The organism is Photobacterium sp. BZF1, from assembly GCF_014349205.1.
Taxonomy (GTDB): domain Bacteria; phylum Pseudomonadota; class Gammaproteobacteria; order Enterobacterales; family Vibrionaceae; genus Photobacterium.
The window spans coordinates 1-17,458 of record NZ_JACSOF010000140.1; the positions used below are offsets into that span (position 1 = coordinate 1).

Consider the following 17,458-nt stretch of genomic DNA (forward strand, 5'->3'; position numbering starts at 1 on the left):
GTCCTGGGTCCTGGGTCCTGGGTCCTGGGTCCTGGGTCCTGGGTCCTGGGTCCTGGGTCCTGGGTCCTGGGTCCTGGGTCCTGGGTCCTGGGTCCTGCAAAAGCGTTTTCTCTTAGCTAATCGATGTAAAGCTCTTCGCTCTTGTTCTTTCGCTCTTCCCGCTTTTCCAAGGACCTCGCTCCCGATTCTCCTAGGGCCCGCTCTTCCGAGGGCCAGCTCTTAACGGTAATTCCTCTCAAACACCCCTTCCGGCATTTGCTGGATTTGGAACTCAATCATCTGGTTGAACGCATCGATCAACGGGTCGAATTTGTCGCCCTCGCCTTCCAAGGCTGTCAGGGCTAGGTATCCCGCTTCTACGGTCGAGACGCCTTGGGACTTTGGTGATTTTCGGATGCGGTAGTTACCCTGATCGGCATTATCGAGAGCGACGGTTGGCAATTGCTGGAGGTTCGCTGAAAGCTGCCACATCTTGTAGGCTTTCTTCCAGGTGCCATCGAGCAGGATCAAGGTACGCTTTGTAATGGCGTCTTGATCTGAGCTTTTTTCAGCGAGGCTTGAAATAGGCTGGGCACCCTCACCCAGGTAGACGACCCATGCACGGCGGCCCGGCTCAGCCAGCAACTGATTGATTTCCTCATGTTGTGAGAAGTCCTCGCCGACCCACAGTTTGGCATTGGGAAGCGATAAAGTGAGGATCCTTGCGGTACCAATTGCCCGCTTTACTTCCGATGGATGTTGTAAAATCCACAATTCAGTTTTAGCATCAAGCTGTTGGATCCACTGGCAAATACATGCCTTGGTTGCTTTTTTGCACCGTTCACAATATCGACTCATCGAGGTAGCCTTGTCTATTCGCATCTTCATTTTCATTATTATCGGTATGATGGCCGCCGCCCAGCTGCCCGCCATCCAGCCGTTGCTGGTATGGCAACGCCCTTTGATAGCCGATGGGGAAATATGGCGACTGGTCAGCGGAAACCTGACCCACACCAACTGGGCACACATGATAATGAACAGTCTCGGCTTGGCAATCATTACCTTCATCTTTCGCCGCTACCTTACCAGCCAGCGCCTTGGCTTACTTATCCTGACTATTTCAGGGTTCATTGGCGTCAGCCTATTACTGAGCTCTATGGAATGGTATGCCGGCCTCTCTGGAGTGTTACACGGGCTGTTTGCATGGGGAGCCATACAGGATATCAAAGTTAAGGATAAACTAGGCTGGGTGCTGCTCATCGGCGTTATAGCCAAAGTATTGTGGGAACAAGTTTCAGGCGGATCTGCCAGTTCCGCTGAGCTGATTGGCGCTAGGGTGGCGGTTGAAGCCCATCTCGTCGGTGTTTTTGGCGGAGTACTTTTCACGCTGCCGCAATGGATGAAGAAAAGGATTGCCAACGATAATTAATTGCATTTAAAATGCAACTTAATATCTTTCAAGCCTGAGCATAACGAGCCCGAATGAATACCGCAGCGGACACCTTATACCGTATCAATATCACCTTGCCGACAGGCTGTGTCCGTGTAGGCTCGATGGGTAAATACAAATTCCCGATCGAACAAGCCAAGCTAATTGCCAGTGAATATGAAGCCGACGGTTACCAAGTTCACTTTACCCCAGCAAGGCAGAAGTTTAGGTATGTTGAGAGGAGCTAGGTCCTGGGTCCTAGGTCCTAGGTCCTAGGTCCTAGGTCCTGGGTCCTGGGTCCTGGGTCCTGGGTCCTGGGTCCTGGGAGGTTATTGCTGGTTTCTTCGAGGGATCTAGGTTTTTCTATGGGTAAAGCGGTATTTTCTCTTTCTAAGCTATGGCCCTAAAACCTTTTAGGGCCAAGTCTTTGCCTTTCCAAGCGCCTAGGACCTATCACCTAGGGCCTAAGCTAAAGCTCTATCCTCTCACGGTTCTTTTCAACCGTAGATACACCAATTCCCTTCACGTTGATGAGGTCTTCTGGGGAAGAAAAAGGCCCATTCGCATCACGGTATTCAATAATGTTGGCTGCTTTGTCCGGCCCAATACCAATCAATAACTTATCCAACTCTTCTGCATTTGCATCATTGATGTTGATAGTGATCTCGATGCCTTCATAACTCTCCCCGCTTGCCAGCACAGGGGCTACACCGCCAACAACTAAAGCAACGACCATTGAAATAGAACAAATTGTTTTCTTCATACGCTTACTCCTTGTATTAAACAAGAGTAAGGGTGGCGATATAGTCTAAAACTGTACACGAAGATTGGTTTGCTTTGCCCAAAAAAACGACGGGCCGCACAATGGCGGCCCGTCAAGCAACGTATTAGTTACAATTAATTTGTTGTTGTATCCAACACAGGGTAAGACACTTTAGCTGCATTTCGCAGAACGTCTAGTGTTGCCATCACGTCTTGCTGGGCATGCATCTGCTCAAGTTGCTGCGTCATCTGCAGGTCAACAGCATCTGCATCAACATCCGCTTCAATCACTTTGTCCAGCGCGATAATAAGCATATTGCCTTCCATATCACGGGTTACGCCGTATACAGCATCACTTTCCGCAGGCTTAGCAAGACCGAATGCAACCTGAGCAACAAGGCGATCTGCGCCCATACGGTTGATGACCTCTGCTTCAGAGAAGCTCAAGCCTTCATCAGCCAACACGTCAGTGTTGCCATCACGAAGAGCGGCAACCAGTTCATCAGCTTTCGCGCTTGCAGCCTCTTCGCCTTTAACGACAGATAGCTGCTGCTTCACTTTGGCTGAGACTTCGTCAAATGGCAGAACCATTTCATCACGGGAGTCATCAACACGTACAACAACCACATGCTCAGGACCGATTTCGATAACATCTGAGTTCAGGCCGTCTTCACGTACTTCAGGGCTAAACAGCGCCTGCTGCACAGCTGGGTTAGCCAAAACGCCCGGCGCATCAGACTGAGAGATGAAATCCGTTGTTTGTACCGTTGCATCTACCGCTTCAGCAGCGTCATCCAGAGAGTCTGGCATTTCGAACGCTTTCTCGGCTAGTTGAGTCTGAAGGTCATAGAAGGCTTCAGCGGCACGTTGCTCGCGAAGTTCGGCTAGGATTTCATCACGAACATCAGCGAACGGCTTAACTTGTGGTTCTTTGATGTCATCTAGCTTGATGATGTGGTATCCGAAATCAGACTCAACAACACCAGAGATCTCGCCTTTGTTCAGGGCAAAAGCCGCGTCTTCAAAAGCCGGATCCATCACGCCACGCTCGAACCAATCAAGCTTACCGCCATCTTTGCCACTGAATGTGTCATCAGAAGACGTTTCCGCTAGCTCGGCAAAGTCTGCGCCGTTGTTCAGCTCGGCAAGTAGGTTTTCAGCTTTGGTTTTCGCTTCGCTACCCTTACCCTGAACTAGGATATGGCTTGCTTGGCGTTGCTCGGCACTGCCGTACTTGCTTTGGTTTTCGTCGTAGTACGCTTTAGCATCATCTTCAGAGACATTCAGGGTCTCTTTCAGGTTAGTACCTGACAATTCGATGTAAGCGGCCTTAACTTGGTCTGGGCGGGTGAACTGCAGTGGGTTCTGCTCGTAGTAAGCTTGCGCTTCCTCGTCAGTCACTTCAGCTTTATTGGTGAACTCAGCCACATCAAGGGTTAGCGTGCGGATTTCACGTTCCTGACGCTCAAGCTTGATAAGCGCTGTCACTTCATTGCCCAGTGCAAAGTCACTGCCCTGGATAGCAAGCAACAGTTGCTGGCGCAGCAAGTCTGTACGCATAGATTCTGCGAACATATCTGGGGTTAGACCTGAACGGCGAAGCAGCGCGTTGTACTGTTCGTTGTCAAATACACCATCGCGCTGGAATTCAGGCATGGACACAATAGTCTGGCGAACCTGCTGATCGCTAATGCGCAAACCTAGTTCGTTGGCGCGCTGTTCGATCAGTAGATCATTAACCATACGGTCAAGCACACTACGGCGGAACTGCTGTACATAAGCTGGGTCACCCATCAGGGTAGAGAAGTAATCACCCAGTTGCGCCTGCATGCGGTTGCGCTCGTTCTGGTAAGCCATTTCGAATTCGCGCTGGCTGATTTCACGATCATCAACCTTGGCGGCTACCTGCTCGCTTCCACCAGCAAGATAACTACCTACCCCTGCAAAAACAAAAGAAAGAATAATCAGACCAAGGATAATCTTGACCCAAATGCTGCTTGCGCCTTCGCGCATACGCTCCATCATAATTTGCCGTATCTCCTACCTATTCGATTTGGCATGGTAATACCAACCTGTGATAAGCCCCAATTAGGCCAATGAAGCCAAGATGACGCCACAACCACAGCTTATCCATATTGATATTAGTGAAGAATGCTAACAGGCGAAGACCTGAAAAATTCACACTTTTCCAAAAGTAAAAAAAGCGCACCGACCGGATGCGCCCTTTATCATGCCAGATTGCCAGTTAAGACAACCTGAATGTTCGTTTGTTCAAACAAACTGGCGGGCAGTGCCCTCGCTTAGTTTACAGAATCTTTAAGCGCTTTACCTGCTTTAAAGCCAGGTACTTTCGCTGCAGAGATTTGAATTTCTTCGCCTGTCTGTGGGTTGCGGCCGGTGCGTGCTGCACGCTCACGTACAGAGAATGTACCGAAGCCAACAAGCGCAACCTGATCACCGTCTTTTAGGCTCTCAGATACGGCGTCGATGAATGCATCCAGTGCACGACCCGCAGACGCTTTAGAAATATCTGCATTTTCAGCGATTTTATCAACAAGTTGAGTTTTGTTCACGATCTATCCCCTCTATGAACGGTATCCGTTTGAGCCTTCATGGCAAAATTAACATCACGGACAAAAAGAATCAGTTTCATTATATCAACAGAGAACCCAAGTTCGCCTGTAGACATTGATTTTATTGAGCTAACGGCAAATTAGAACTCACTTATAGCCACACAAAAAAACGCTGACAAGGTTTTTATCCCCGAAAGCGTTTTTTCATATCTTAACTTTGCTGCACGTCACTGTTTTGGGCGTTTACCAGTTCAATACCCGTTGGATTATTCTGCAGTGCAACGGTTAGCACTTCATCAATCCAACGCACTGGTCGCACTTCCAAATCAGCAATCACGTTATCTGGGATCTCTTCCAGATCGCGTTCGTTTTCCTTCGGAATCAGTACCGTTTTGATCCCACCACGGTGCGCAGCAAGTAGTTTCTCTTTCAAGCCACCAATTGGCAACACTTCACCACGTAGTGTGATTTCACCCGTCATGGCAACATCACCGCGAACGGGGTTACCCGTCAGGCTAGAAACCAGCGCCGTACACATCGCGATACCTGCGCTCGGACCGTCTTTTGGCGTTGCACCTTCAGGTACGTGAACGTGAATATCACGCTTCTCGTAGAAGTCAGGGGCAACACCTAGACGCTCGGCACGAGTACGAACAACGGTCATGGCTGCCTGGATAGACTCCTGCATCACGTCACCTAGGGAGCCGGTGTAGGTCAGCTTACCTTTACCTGGCATCGACTCGGTTTCGATAGTCAGCAGATCACCGCCCACTTCGGTCCACGCCAAGCCAGTCACCTGACCGATACGGTTGTTCTCTTCGGCTTTGCCGTAGTCAAAACGCTGAACACCCAAGTACTCTTTCAAGTTGTCTTGTGTGATCACAACCTTCTTGGTCTCTGGGCTTAGCAAGATCTCTTTCACGGCCTTGCGGCATAGTTTGGAGACTTCACGCTCAAGGCTACGTACACCCGCTTCACGCGTGTAGTAACGGATGATGCCGATCAGGGCCGAGTCATCGACTTCGATCTCGTGCGGCTTCAAGCCATTTCGCTTGATTTGCTTCTCAAGCAAGTGGCGCTTGGCAATATTCAGTTTCTCGTCTTCGGTATAACCAGATAGACGGATCACTTCCATACGGTCAAGCAGCGGGCCTGGAATGTTCATTGAGTTCGATGTGGCAACGAACATAACATCAGACAAGTCATAGTCCACTTCCAAGTAGTGGTCGTTGAACGCACTGTTCTGTTCTGGATCCAGAACTTCCAACAGCGCTGAAGACGGGTCACCACGCATATCAGATGACATCTTGTCGATTTCATCGAGCAAGAACAGCGGGTTCTTCACCTCAACCTTGGACATCTTCTGGATCAATTTGCCTGGCATCGAACCGATGTAGGTACGGCGGTGACCACGGATTTCCGCTTCATCACGTACGCCGCCCAGTGCCATACGGGTATATTTACGGCCGGTAGCAGCGGCAATTGACTGCCCCAGTGACGTTTTACCCACACCAGGAGGGCCTACCAAACACAGGATAGGGCCTTTTAGCTTGTTGATGCGGCTCTGTACTGCCAAGTACTCAAGGATACGCTCCTTGACGCGCTCAAGGCCGTAATGGTCGGCATTCAGCACTTCTTCGGCTTTGGCAAGGTTCTTCTTCACCTTGGAGCGCTTGAACCACGGTACACTCAGCATCCAATCGATGTAACCACGTACAACCGTTGCCTCGGCAGACATCGGCGACATCATCTTAAGCTTCTGTAGCTCTTGTTCTGTCTTCTCGCGTGCCTCTTTCGGCATTTTCGACTCTTCGATTTTCTTCTTCAAAGACTCGAACTCATCCGGCGCATCGTCCAGCTCACCCAGCTCTTTCTGGATAGCCTTCATCTGCTCGTTGAGGTAGTACTCGCGCTGACTCTTTTCCATCTGCTTCTTGACGCGGCCGCGGATGCGTTTTTCCACCTGCAGCAGATCAATTTCAGACTCCATCATCGCCATCAGGAACTCAAGGCGTTCCACAACGTCGACAATCTCCAGCACCTTCTGCTTGTCAGCCAGCTTCAGCGGCATGTGGGCAGCAATGGTATCAGCCAGGCGTGCGGCCTCGTCGATACCGTTGAGCGAAGTCAGCACTTCCGGCGGGATTTTCTTGTTGAGCTTGATAAAGCCTTCGAACTGGTTGATCGCCGTACGGACGAGGACTTCCTGCTCGCGCTCATCCATTTCCTCGGTTACAAGGAAATCAGCTTCGGCACTGAAGAACTCATCATCACGCAGGTTTTCAACTTTAGCTCGCTGCTGGCCTTCAACCAGTACCTTCACGGTACCGTCTGGCAGCTTAAGCAATTGTAGGATAGTCGCTACCGTACCGACGTCGTACAGATCGGTGATAGCAGGCTCGTCAGTCGCCGCTTCTTTTTGGGCCACCAACAGAATTTGTTTATCATCGTCCATCGCCGCTTCAAGGCAGCGAATAGATTTATCCCGGCCTACAAACAATGGAATGACCATATGCGGGTAGACCACCACATCACGAAGTGGCAGAACGGGGATCTCAAGGCGTTCCGAACGCTCCAGGTTCATATTATTCTCTCTTCCGTTCACTCTTATTATTGAGTATATGGGGGCATCGGCAAAAGATTCAACGGGATATGTATCAGAAAATAAAAAAGGAGGCGATTGCCTCCTTTTTTTGACCGCTCTGCGCAGAAATTACTCAGCACCAGCCGCTTGGTTTTCAGTGTTTTCGTAAATCAGTAGAGGCTCAGATTCACCTTTGATAACTGATTCATCAATCACAACCTTGCTAACACCTTCTGCTGAAGGTAGCTCGTACATAGTATCAAGTAGCACCGCCTCAACAATCGAGCGAAGACCACGGGCACCTGTCTTACGTTCCATTGCCTTGCGGGCAATCGCCACAAGCGCATCGTCACGGAATTCAAGCTCTACGTTTTCTAACTCAAGAAGTGCCGCATACTGTTTGGTAAGCGCATTCTTAGGCTCGCGTAGGATCTGTACTAGAGCGTCTTCATCCAGCTCGTTCAGGATAGCCGTCACTGGAAGACGACCGATGAACTCAGGGATCAGGCCGTATTTAACCAAATCTTCTGGCTCAACCTGCTCGAACAAATCGCTCAGGGTACGAGATTCATCTTTCGAGCGGACATCCGCACCGAAGCCGATACCAGTACCTGTTGCCACACGCTGATCAACCACCTTGTCCAAACCGGCGAATGCACCGCCACAGATGAACAAGATTTTTGACGTATCCACTTGCAGGAACTCCTGCTGAGGATGCTTACGGCCACCTTGCGGCGGAACCGAGGCGACTGTACCTTCAATCAGCTTCAGCAATGCCTGCTGAACACCTTCACCCGACACGTCGCGGGTAATTGATGGGTTGTCTGACTTACGAGAGATCTTGTCGATCTCATCGATGTAAACAATGCCGCGCTCGGCTTTGGCTACATCGTAATCACATTTCTGCAGCAGCTTCTGGATGATGTTCTCAACATCCTCACCAACATAACCGGCTTCGGTCAGGGTGGTCGCATCCGCCATGGTGAACGGTACATCCAGCATGCGTGCTAATGTTTCTGCCAGTAACGTCTTACCGCTACCCGTTGGGCCGATCAACAAGATGTTACTCTTGCCCAACTCAACACCGTCACTATTGGTGTCACCGTTACGAAGGCGCTTGTAGTGGTTGTAAACCGCTACCGCGAGTACTTTCTTCGCATGGGACTGACCAATAACGTATTCATCCAGGTTTGCACGAATTTCCTGTGGTGTCGGAAGTTCATTGCCATCACGCTTAGGCATTACTTCTTTGATTTCTTCACGAATGATGTCGTTGCACAGGTCAACACATTCATCGCAAATATACACAGAAGGGCCTGCAATCAGCTTGCGAACTTCATGCTGACTTTTGCCGCAGAAAGAGCAGTACAGCAGTTTTCCACTACCACTCTCTTTTCGCTTATCTGTCATTCGCTAACCTCTTTTCGGGTCTTACCCCATCATTGCCTTTGTTTTGAGTGTATAACAACTCAGGTCTTTTTGCTCCGTGCAAGCGGCTAAGTCGCTGCACGGAGGCAAAAAAACTTAGTCACGCTGACTCAAAACTGCGTCGACCAAGCCATACTCTACAGCTTGTTCTGCCGACATAAAGTTATCACGATCAGTATCGCGTTCAACCACTTCAAGTGGTTGGCCAGTGTGCTCAGCAAGCAAACCGTTTAGGCGCTGTTTGATCGTTAGGATTTCCTGGGCGTGGATCTGGATATCAGATGCCTGGCCCTGGAAGCCACCTAGCGGCTGGTGAATCATTACACGGGAGTTCGGTAGGCAGTAACGCTTACCTTTAGCACCACCTGCTAGCAGGAAGGCACCCATTGAACATGCCTGACCCATACATACCGTGCTGACGTTTGGCTTGATGAACTGCATGGTGTCGTAAATAGACATACCCGCAGTCACCGAACCGCCTGGCGAGTTGATGTATAGGAAGATATCTTTGTCAGGGTTTTCAGATTCAAGGAACAGAAGCTGTGCAACAACTAGGTTGGCCATGTGGTCTTCAACCTGACCGGTCAAGAAGATCACACGCTCTTTTAGTAGTCGGGAATAGATGTCGTAGGAACGTTCACCACGAGAAGTCTGCTCGACCACCATAGGAACCAGCGCATCCAAAATCGGCGACATGGCGTTTTTTTCTTGGTAGCTCATAACGTTATTTCCCTAAAATAAATGGCCCGAATGAAATTACTCTCACACGGACCATTGTTAGCAGAAGATTTGAAGTAAAGTCAAATCCCTACAGTAATTTCAGCAAATTATGCAGCTGGCTGCTGGTTCATCAGATCGTTGAAGCTAACTTCTTTTTCTGAAACCTGAGCTTTAGCCAGTAGCGCATCGATAGCTTGCTCTTCTAGAGCAACGTTGCGCATGTTGTTCATCATCTGCTCGTTCTTCTCGTAGTAAGCAACTACTTCTGTTGGATCTTCGTATGCAGAAGCCATTTCAGCGATGATAGCTTTAACGCGTTCTTCATCAGCTTTTAGCTCTTCAGACTTGATCACTTCACCTAGAAGTAGGCCAACAACTACACGGCGCTTAGCTTGCTCTTCGAATAGCTCACGTGGAAGCTCAGGAGCGTTAGCAGCATCACCGCCGAAGCGCTGAGTTGCCTGCTGGCGTAGAACGTTGATTTCCTGGTCGATAAGAGCAGCAGGAACAGTGATGTCGTTCTGCTCAACTAGGCCGTTTAGAACCTGATCTTTGATGCGGTTCTTAACAGCTTGCTTCAGCTCGCGCTCCATGTTCTTACGAACTTCAGCTTTAAGACCTTCAACAGAACCGTCTTCAACGCCGAACTTAGCAACGAACTCTTCAGTTAGCTCTGGAAGTTCCTGAGCTTCAACTTTGTGTAGTTTGATAGCGAAAGTTGCTGCTTTACCTTTTAGGTTTTCAGCGTGGTAATCTTCTGGGAAAGTGACTTCTAGAGAGAACTCTTCGCCTGCTTTCTTACCAACGATACCGTCTTCGAAACCTGGGATCATGCGGCCCTGGCCCATTGCAAGAGCGAAACCTTCAGCTTTACCGCCTTCGAACTCTTCGCCGTCGATAGAACCAGTGAAGTCGATAGTTACGCGGCTGTCTGCAGCTGCAGCTTCTTCAACTTCGTTCCAAGTTGCTTGCTGCTTGCGAAGCGTCTCAAGCATAGTTTCAACGTCTTCGTCTTTAACTTCTACTGCTGGTTTCTCAACAGAGATGTTTTCTAGGCCAGCTAGTTCGATTTCTGGGAAGATTTCGAAAGACGCTTTGAATACTAGGTCTTTACCTTCAGCCATTTCAACTGGAGTGAAAGTAGGTGCGCCTGCTGGGTTAATTTTTTCTTTAACGATCGCTTCGATGTAGTGACGCTGCATCACTTCACCTAGGATGTCCTGACGAACAGAAGCGCCGAACATACGAGCAACCATTTTGATTGGTGCTTTACCTGGACGGAAACCATCGAAACGACGATTCTTAGCAATTTTCTTCAGTTCAGCTGTTACAGCGTCTTCGATGTTTGCAGCTGGAACTGTGATAGTTAGATGGCGTTCTAGACCTTCAGTGGTTTCAACGGTAACTTGCATTTTATTTAACCTCAAAACTTACTCAGTGCTATCTGAGTGATGTTGCCGATCAGTCATGCTGACGGTGGCATCCTTTCGTGTTATGGCCGGCAACCACGCCAAAACCATAACGCCTTAATTCTGATAGTTCCTACTTTATTAGGCTTAAGACCACCCAGTAGGGACTAAAAACGCGGTATTATAGCGATCCTCAGCCCTGTCGTCGAGACAGAGTGGTCGCACCACAATCAAACCTTTCACACAAGATAGGGGCAAAAATTCCATTTACAAGGGAAAACCCCAAAAAAATCGTTTCCTTTTACGTTTTTTTGACCGTACTCGGTTTTAACTGCCTCTTTTCCCGCCTAAATGCCGAATTATTGCCGTGTTCGCTGCTGTCCACGTGTAGCCAAATCAAAAAGTGGTCTGAAATGCAATGCAGTGCGTATACATTGTTAGCTTTTGACAGAGGAAAGAGTGATGGCGGGAGATAAAAAGAAAGTTTGGGTTATCGGTGCCAACGGTGGCCTGGGCTTGGCCCTTTGCCGCCATATACTCAGCCAAGGCCACCAAGTTACAGCCATGTCGCGCCAACCTGCCGCCGAACTGCAACAGTTGCAAGGCGACTACCCGAGGCAGGCTTTAGCCATAGCATGTGATATCAACCGGCAGGACGCTGAAGGGTTGGCGGCTGTCTCCGATATTTTTGGACAATACGGCAGTCCTGACTGGATCATCAATGCCTCAGGGCTGCTTCATGGCAAACACACAGACAACATGCCGGAAAAACGCCTATCGCAAATCAACGGCTCATTCCTTGCTGACAATATCCAGGCCAACACCTATACCAGCATCGCGGTGGCCCAATACCTCGAAACGCTATACAAACGTGACGAACCTTTTCGCTTCCTGTGCCTCTCGGCCATGGTCGGCTCTATTTCCGACAACCGCTCTGGCGGATGGTACAGTTACCGAATGAGCAAAGCAGCACTTAACATGTTCGTCAAAACCCTCAGCATAGAATGGCAGAGGCGGTTTCCCCTAGCCTGTGTTGCTGCTATCCACCCCGGCACCACTGACACGCCTTTGTCTGTGCCTTTCCAAAACAACATCAGCAGCGACAAGCTATATACCCCACAACTTTCCGCCGAACGGATTTATCGCGTGCTGAGCGCCCTAGCTCCTGAAGACAGCGGTAAGTTTTTTCATTGGGACGGGAGTGAGATTGAGTGGTGAGGAATGGGCGATGGGCGATGGGCGATGGGCGATGGGCGATGGGCGATGGGCGAACCAGATTGTTTGCAAGAGCCTAACCCTGACAAGCTCTTGCTACTTTCTTTAACTCTCGCCCTTGGCCTATTGCCAATGGCTCGGCTGTCATTTTCACCCTCTAGCCTCTAGCCTCTAGCCTCTAGCCTCTAGCCTCTAGCCATAGTACTCCCTGAACCCTTCCTGACAGTAGCCCTAATAACAAAATGGTTAATCGATTAAATTGATGGATACCACAAAATTTAACCAATCCGTTATTTATGATACCAGTCGAATATTCCCCAAGAGTATGCGGCATTATTTTAGCTGCAAATATTAAGGACAAAACGATGAAAAGGAACAAGGCAACAGTGATCGCCTCATGGCAACCAAGTAACGAACGCGAACAGCAGGCGCTGAAACAGTTTTTGATGAACGAAATGGCAGGATGCACAAAACAGCATCAGGGTGGTACAGGAAAAACGGGTTGTGATACGGGTAGATTAATTCGCTAGAAATAGCATCAGGAATGAAGAGGGGAAATGGCACGCCCTGTAGGATTCGAACCTACGACCACATCCTTAGAAGGGACGTGCTCTATCCAGCTGAGCTAAGGGCGCATCATTGGTGTAACACTGGGTTACGGAACGGAATTATACGTCTCCGACCATGAACGTCAATGCCTTTTCCCCTATTTTCTCTGCATTTGCACTTAAGTGACCAAACATAGTACAAATTGCATAGGCTATGGGCGAGAGACAATTCAAGTTAACAATAACCACACTAAAACAGCAACTATTACCAAAACGTAAACAAAACCCACACGCAAACGTTTGCGCTATAGATCTTCGTAACATTCTCTGCGACAATACAACAATCAAGTAGCACCAGTAATGGCTCATTAAAGAGTACATGCAATAAACAAAGCTACTTTGCTCCACGCTCAGTCAATTTCAGTTCAAAGGATAATCATGGCCGCTCAAATCATTGATGGAAAACTCATTTCGCAAACAGTTCGTCAAGAAGTTGCTGCCCGAGTTAAGGCTCGTCTCGATGCAGGCCTTCGTGCACCAGGGCTCGCCGTTGTCTTGGTAGGTCAGGATCCTGCCTCGCAAATTTACGTAGGCAGCAAACGTAAAGCCTGTGATGAAGTCGGCTTTGTGTCCAAGTCATTCGACTTACCGGCCACCACAACCGAAACTGAACTGCTCGCTTTAATCGACGAGCTAAACGGTGATAACGAAGTGGATGGTATTTTGGTCCAGTTGCCACTACCAGCGGGTATTGATAGCACCAAGGTACTAGAGCATATTGACCCAGAGAAAGACGTTGACGGTTTCCACCCGTACAACGTTGGCCGTTTATGTCAACGCATCCCCAAGCTACGCTCATGTACTCCGAAAGGAATCATTACCCTGCTTGAGCGCTACAATATCGCCGTTAGGGGCAAGCATGCCGTCATTGTTGGCGCGTCGAACATTGTCGGCCGCCCGATGACCCTTGAGCTGCTGCTGGCAGGAGCAACCACAACCACTTGTCACCGCTTTACCCAAGACTTGGAAAGCCACGTTCGCCAGGCTGATATCTTGGTCGTTGCGGTTGGTAAACCTAACTTTATCCCTGGTAACTGGATCAAAGAAGGGGCTACCGTCATCGATGTGGGCATCAACCGTTTAGACAACGGAAAACTGGCCGGTGACGTGGAGTATGATATTGCCCGCGAGCGTGCCCGCCATATCACCCCAGTACCAGGCGGCGTCGGTCCAATGACCGTCGCAACACTGATTGAAAACACGCTACATGCGTGTGAGCAGTATCATGAGAAGTGATAAAAGCGGGTGAAGAGCCGGCCCTTGGTCCTAGGCCCTTGGAAAGGCTGCTTGGTTACAATAAAAAAGCGAGAGGTTACCACCTCTCGCTTTTTTGTAACTATATAGCATGGCTTGTTATGCTTAACGCATTGAGCTCTTTGCTCTTCCCAGGAACTAGGAACCTTTTTTCCTAGGACCTTGCTTACTTCACAATTTCCTTCAAATACGCTTTGAATTCCTCGCCCAGAGACTCATGGCGCATGCCGTATTCAACGAATGCCTGCATGTAGCCAAGCTTGCTACCACAGTCGTGGCTCTTGCCTGACATGTGGAACGCATTCACTTGCTGATCTTCCATCAGCATATCAATCGCATCTGTCAGCTGAATCTCATCACCGGCACCCACTGGCGTGCGAGCCAACAGAGACCAAATTTCAGCAGGTAAAACGTAACGACCAACAATGGCAAGGTTCGATGGGGCTTCTTCACGGACTGGCTTTTCTACCACTTTGCTCATGGCTACCGTCTCACCCGGTTTCAGCTCAGCACCATTGATATCAGCAACACCATAGCTCGATACCTCTGACATCGGAACAGGCTCAACCATTACCTGGCTAATTTGAGTATCATTAAATGCGCTGACCATCGCCGCCATGTTCTCACGGCGAAGATCGCTGGCAGCATCATCCAAAATCACATCCGGCAGTACAACGGCAAATGGTTCATCACCAACCAGAGGATGGGCACATAGCACCGCATGGCCAAGGCCTTTGGCCTGTCCCTGACGTACATGCATGATGGTGACATCTTTCGGGCAAATACCCTGTACTTCATCAAGCAATTGGCGCTTAACACGCTTCTCCAGTGTAGCTTCCAGTTCGAAAGAGGTATCGAAGTGGTTTTCAATCGAATTCTTCGATGAATGGGTCACCAATACAATCTCTTTGATACCCGCCGCAACACACTCGTTAACCACATACTGGATGAGTGGTTTATCGACGATAGGTAACATTTCTTTTGGGATAGCTTTGGTTGCAGGAAGCATGCGAGTACCCAAACCAGCGACAGGGATCACCGCCTTACGTACAGGGGAAGATGTTGACATAGTTTATTCCATTTAAAATTATTCAAACCACTATAACAAAGTCATTGTAACTGAATCCAACAATGCACTTTATATGGATTATTTTTTCATCAGGTCTTCATTTTGAACACTGACTTTCACTGGTTTGCCAAGCAAGTTAATCAGCATAAATGAACGCTTTTCACCGTCTGGCTCTTGGTAAATGGCTTCTATCCCTTTGAATTGGCCCTGAGTGAGTTTTAGTGTCTCACCCGGCTTAGGAAGGTCAGATAACTTGGCTTGCTGCTCTTCAGAGTCTTCGTTGATCATCAAACTGTAGATAAGGTCTGGGTTTACGGTTTGAGGCCGCGCGCCCTGGCGGATAAAGTCTGCCACCCCACGCGTTGAACGAACAGTAGTATAGCTAATCACTTCGGGGTCGAAATAGACGAACATATAGCTTGGGAATAGCGGTTCAAATGCCGTTACCCTTTTACCGCGTACTATTTTCTCCACCGTCACCTGCGGGTAGTAACACTCAACCCCTTGACGATCAAGATTGATCACCGCGCGCTCCTGCTCACTGCGCTTACAATATAGTAGGTACCAATCTTTCATAGCATTCTCAGTCAGTTAATCCTCTAGCTTTAGTAATTATACCCAAGCTTCCCCAACCGACAATGTTTTGCTCCCTTCAGACAAATTCACTGATATGTTTTTGCAAAAACTGCATAACCAACCACAAATGTAATAATCATTAACAGAACCCACCAACAGAATATAAAGCTTGAAATGACTTAAAAATAAGAATAAAAATCTACCCGTGGCGTATGAGGCAGCATTATATTAAACCCGCTTCTTGGAAATCTGAAATTTCAATTTTGAGCGATTAGCAAACAAGTGCTTACTAATCAGCACCTTGCGTTGTTTTTGTTTTGTTTTTTATTTGTAACGATTTGCAGTTTAATAATTTGTCATTTATAAAAGGGGCGACATTAGCAAACACAAAACCAATTAAATTTAGAGAATAATTATGAGCAATCTGAATAGTGGCACGTTGTTAGGCCATCCTAAAGGTTTGTTCTTACTGTTTGGAACCGAACTGTGGGAACGTTTTTCTTACTATGCGATGCGTGCCATTCTGGTGCTTTACCTCACCGATAAAACCATCAACGGCGGTCTTGGCTGGTCAACCCAGGATGCCCTCAACCTTTACGGTATTTATACCGGTCTGGTGTACATCACCCCATTGATTGGTGGATGGATTGCCGATAACTTCATGGGCCAACGCCGCTCTATTATTATCGGTGGTGTATTAATGGCCCTTGGCCAATTCACCCTTGCCTTACCTAACAGCATGGTCGACCCACATTCTGTGACCGCTTTCTATCTCGGCCTAGGCTTGCTGATCATCGGTAATGGTATGTTCAAGCCGAACATCTCAACCATGGTGGGCGATCTATACCAAGAAGGCGATAACCGCCGCGACGGTGCTTTCACTATCTTCTATATGGGTATCAACCTTGGTTCATTGCTAGCGGGTATCATTGCAGGTACCGCATCTGCGGCTTACGGCTGGAAAGCCGGTTTCCTTACTGCAGGTATCGGTATGCTGATCAGCCTAGTGACCCAACTGATTTTTGCCGAGCGCCTTCTAGGTGATATCGGTAAAGAGCCAGCGGCTAAACGTGCTGCAGCCATGAATAAATCAGGTAAGCAGGAGCCTTTGACCAAACAAGAAAAAGATCGCCTGAAAGTTATCATGATCATGGGTCTCTTTGTGGTTATCTTCTGGGCAGGCTTCGAACAAGCCGGTGGCCTAATGAACATCTTCTCGCAGCAATACACCGACCGCATGATCGGTAGCTTCGAAGTACCTGCAGCTTGGTTCCAGTCACTAAACCCATTCTTCGTTATCACCCTCGCGCCGCTTATTGCGTCTATCTGGGTGAAAATGGGTCCTAAAGAGCCAAGCTCTCCTGTTAAATTTGCGATGGGTCTGTTCTTCCTAGCAGCCGGCTTTGTTTGCATGATGGGTGCCGTAATGCAGCAGGGTGGTGATTTGGCGGTGAAGACCTCTATGTTTTGGCTAGTTGGTGCGTACTTCTTCCATACATTGGGTGAACTTTGCCTATCGCCAATTGGCCTATCAATGGTTACCAAGCTAGCACCGCTTCGCCTTGCTTCTTTGATGATGGGTGCATGGTTCGGCTTTAACGCAATCGCTAACTATGTTGCCGGTATCATTGGTGCACACGTAGGTGAAGCTGGCCCAATGGCTATCTTCAGCGGTATCGCTATCGCAGCAACTGTTTCTGGTGTGCTACTTCTTATGTGTTCTAACCAGTTGATCCGCTGGATGCACGGCGCTGAAGGTAAAGTGGTTGAAGAAGACGCAGAGCCACAGCCTGCACAAGCCTAACCTGATCAATACAGATTAAAAAATGACAACGGAGAGCCTAGGCTCTCC

At 48.7% G+C, this 17,458-nt stretch carries 16 protein-coding genes and 1 tRNA gene; 6 read left to right on the top strand and 11 right to left on the bottom strand.

Features of this window, described 5'->3' with window-relative positions:
- Positions 1 to 219 precede the first annotated feature (219 nt).
- Positions 220 to 837, bottom strand: coding sequence for a tRNA-uridine aminocarboxypropyltransferase (locus BIZ37_RS23835; RefSeq protein WP_187463627.1), 618 nt, complete (start codon positions 835 to 837; stop codon positions 220 to 222).
- A gap of 10 nt (positions 838 to 847) precedes the next feature.
- Between BIZ37_RS23835 and rrtA the strand changes: the two genes are divergently transcribed.
- Positions 848 to 1,408: a rhombosortase gene (gene rrtA / locus BIZ37_RS23840; protein ID WP_255526882.1), complete on the top strand. Its 561-nt coding sequence runs from the start codon at positions 848 to 850 to the stop codon at positions 1,406 to 1,408.
- A 53-nt stretch (positions 1,409 to 1,461) separates the two neighbouring features.
- Positions 1,462 to 1,656, top strand: coding sequence for a hypothetical protein (locus tag BIZ37_RS23845; RefSeq protein WP_187463628.1), 195 nt, complete (start codon positions 1,462 to 1,464; stop codon positions 1,654 to 1,656).
- 221 nt (positions 1,657 to 1,877) lie between these two features.
- On the opposite strand, the gene BIZ37_RS23850 is transcribed toward BIZ37_RS23845, so the two are convergent.
- The 7 genes from BIZ37_RS23850 to tig form a co-directional block, all read right to left on the bottom strand.
- Complete coding sequence (locus tag BIZ37_RS23850) at positions 1,878 to 2,144, bottom strand: ComEA family DNA-binding protein (protein WP_370577627.1); 267 nt, start codon at positions 2,142 to 2,144, stop codon at positions 1,878 to 1,880.
- 161 nt (positions 2,145 to 2,305) lie between these two features.
- Entirely contained in the window at positions 2,306 to 4,195 is a 1,890-nt protein-coding gene (gene ppiD, locus BIZ37_RS23855) for a peptidylprolyl isomerase (protein WP_187463630.1), read from the bottom strand.
- 275 nt (positions 4,196 to 4,470) lie between these two features.
- Positions 4,471 to 4,743 carry a nucleoid-associated protein HU-beta gene (gene hupB, locus BIZ37_RS23860; protein ID WP_107299114.1) on the bottom strand — a complete coding sequence of 91 codons (273 nt, stop codon included), beginning with the start codon at positions 4,741 to 4,743 and terminating at the stop codon, positions 4,471 to 4,473.
- Between the two features lie 211 nt (positions 4,744 to 4,954).
- A complete protein-coding gene (gene lon / locus BIZ37_RS23865) occupies positions 4,955 to 7,327 on the bottom strand; it encodes an endopeptidase La (RefSeq protein ID WP_187463631.1) in 2,373 nt (790 codons plus the stop codon).
- Between the two features lie 129 nt (positions 7,328 to 7,456).
- The gene (gene clpX, locus BIZ37_RS23870; RefSeq protein ID WP_187463632.1) at positions 7,457 to 8,737 is read right to left on the bottom strand and encodes an ATP-dependent protease ATP-binding subunit ClpX; all 1,281 of its coding nucleotides are present in this window, start codon (positions 8,735 to 8,737) and stop codon (positions 7,457 to 7,459) included.
- A gap of 114 nt (positions 8,738 to 8,851) precedes the next feature.
- Positions 8,852 to 9,475, bottom strand: a complete 624-nt coding sequence (gene clpP, locus BIZ37_RS23875; RefSeq protein WP_005369103.1) for an ATP-dependent Clp endopeptidase proteolytic subunit ClpP — start codon at positions 9,473 to 9,475, stop codon at positions 8,852 to 8,854.
- Positions 9,476 to 9,582: 107 nt separating this feature from the next.
- A complete protein-coding gene (gene tig / locus BIZ37_RS23880; RefSeq protein ID WP_187463633.1) occupies positions 9,583 to 10,887 on the bottom strand; it encodes a trigger factor in 1,305 nt (434 codons plus the stop codon).
- A 459-nt stretch (positions 10,888 to 11,346) separates the two neighbouring features.
- Here tig and BIZ37_RS23885 point away from each other — a divergent pair, with 459 nt between their 5' ends.
- On the top strand, positions 11,347 to 12,102 hold the full coding sequence (locus tag BIZ37_RS23885) for an SDR family NAD(P)-dependent oxidoreductase (RefSeq protein ID WP_187463634.1): 756 nt from the start codon (positions 11,347 to 11,349) through the stop codon (positions 12,100 to 12,102).
- A gap of 362 nt (positions 12,103 to 12,464) precedes the next feature.
- A complete protein-coding gene (locus BIZ37_RS23890; RefSeq protein WP_187463635.1) occupies positions 12,465 to 12,629 on the top strand; it encodes a hypothetical protein in 165 nt (54 codons plus the stop codon).
- Between the two features lie 28 nt (positions 12,630 to 12,657).
- Here the strand turns inward: BIZ37_RS23890 and BIZ37_RS23895 are convergent.
- Positions 12,658 to 12,734: transfer RNA gene (locus BIZ37_RS23895), tRNA-Arg, on the bottom strand.
- A gap of 351 nt (positions 12,735 to 13,085) precedes the next feature.
- Between BIZ37_RS23895 and folD the strand changes: the two genes are divergently transcribed.
- A complete protein-coding gene (gene folD / locus BIZ37_RS23900) occupies positions 13,086 to 13,943 on the top strand; it encodes a bifunctional methylenetetrahydrofolate dehydrogenase/methenyltetrahydrofolate cyclohydrolase FolD (RefSeq protein WP_187463636.1) in 858 nt (285 codons plus the stop codon).
- Between the two features lie 184 nt (positions 13,944 to 14,127).
- On the opposite strand, the gene galU is transcribed toward folD, so the two are convergent.
- A complete protein-coding gene (gene galU / locus BIZ37_RS23905; RefSeq protein ID WP_187463637.1) occupies positions 14,128 to 15,030 on the bottom strand; it encodes a UTP--glucose-1-phosphate uridylyltransferase GalU in 903 nt (300 codons plus the stop codon).
- Between the two features lie 78 nt (positions 15,031 to 15,108).
- Positions 15,109 to 15,606 carry a transcription/translation regulatory transformer protein RfaH gene (gene rfaH / locus BIZ37_RS23910; RefSeq protein WP_187463638.1) on the bottom strand — a complete coding sequence of 166 codons (498 nt, stop codon included), beginning with the start codon at positions 15,604 to 15,606 and terminating at the stop codon, positions 15,109 to 15,111.
- 415 nt (positions 15,607 to 16,021) lie between these two features.
- Here rfaH and BIZ37_RS23915 point away from each other — a divergent pair, with 415 nt between their 5' ends.
- On the top strand, positions 16,022 to 17,410 hold the full coding sequence (locus tag BIZ37_RS23915; protein WP_187463639.1) for a peptide MFS transporter: 1,389 nt from the start codon (positions 16,022 to 16,024) through the stop codon (positions 17,408 to 17,410).
- Positions 17,411 to 17,458 lie beyond the last annotated feature (48 nt).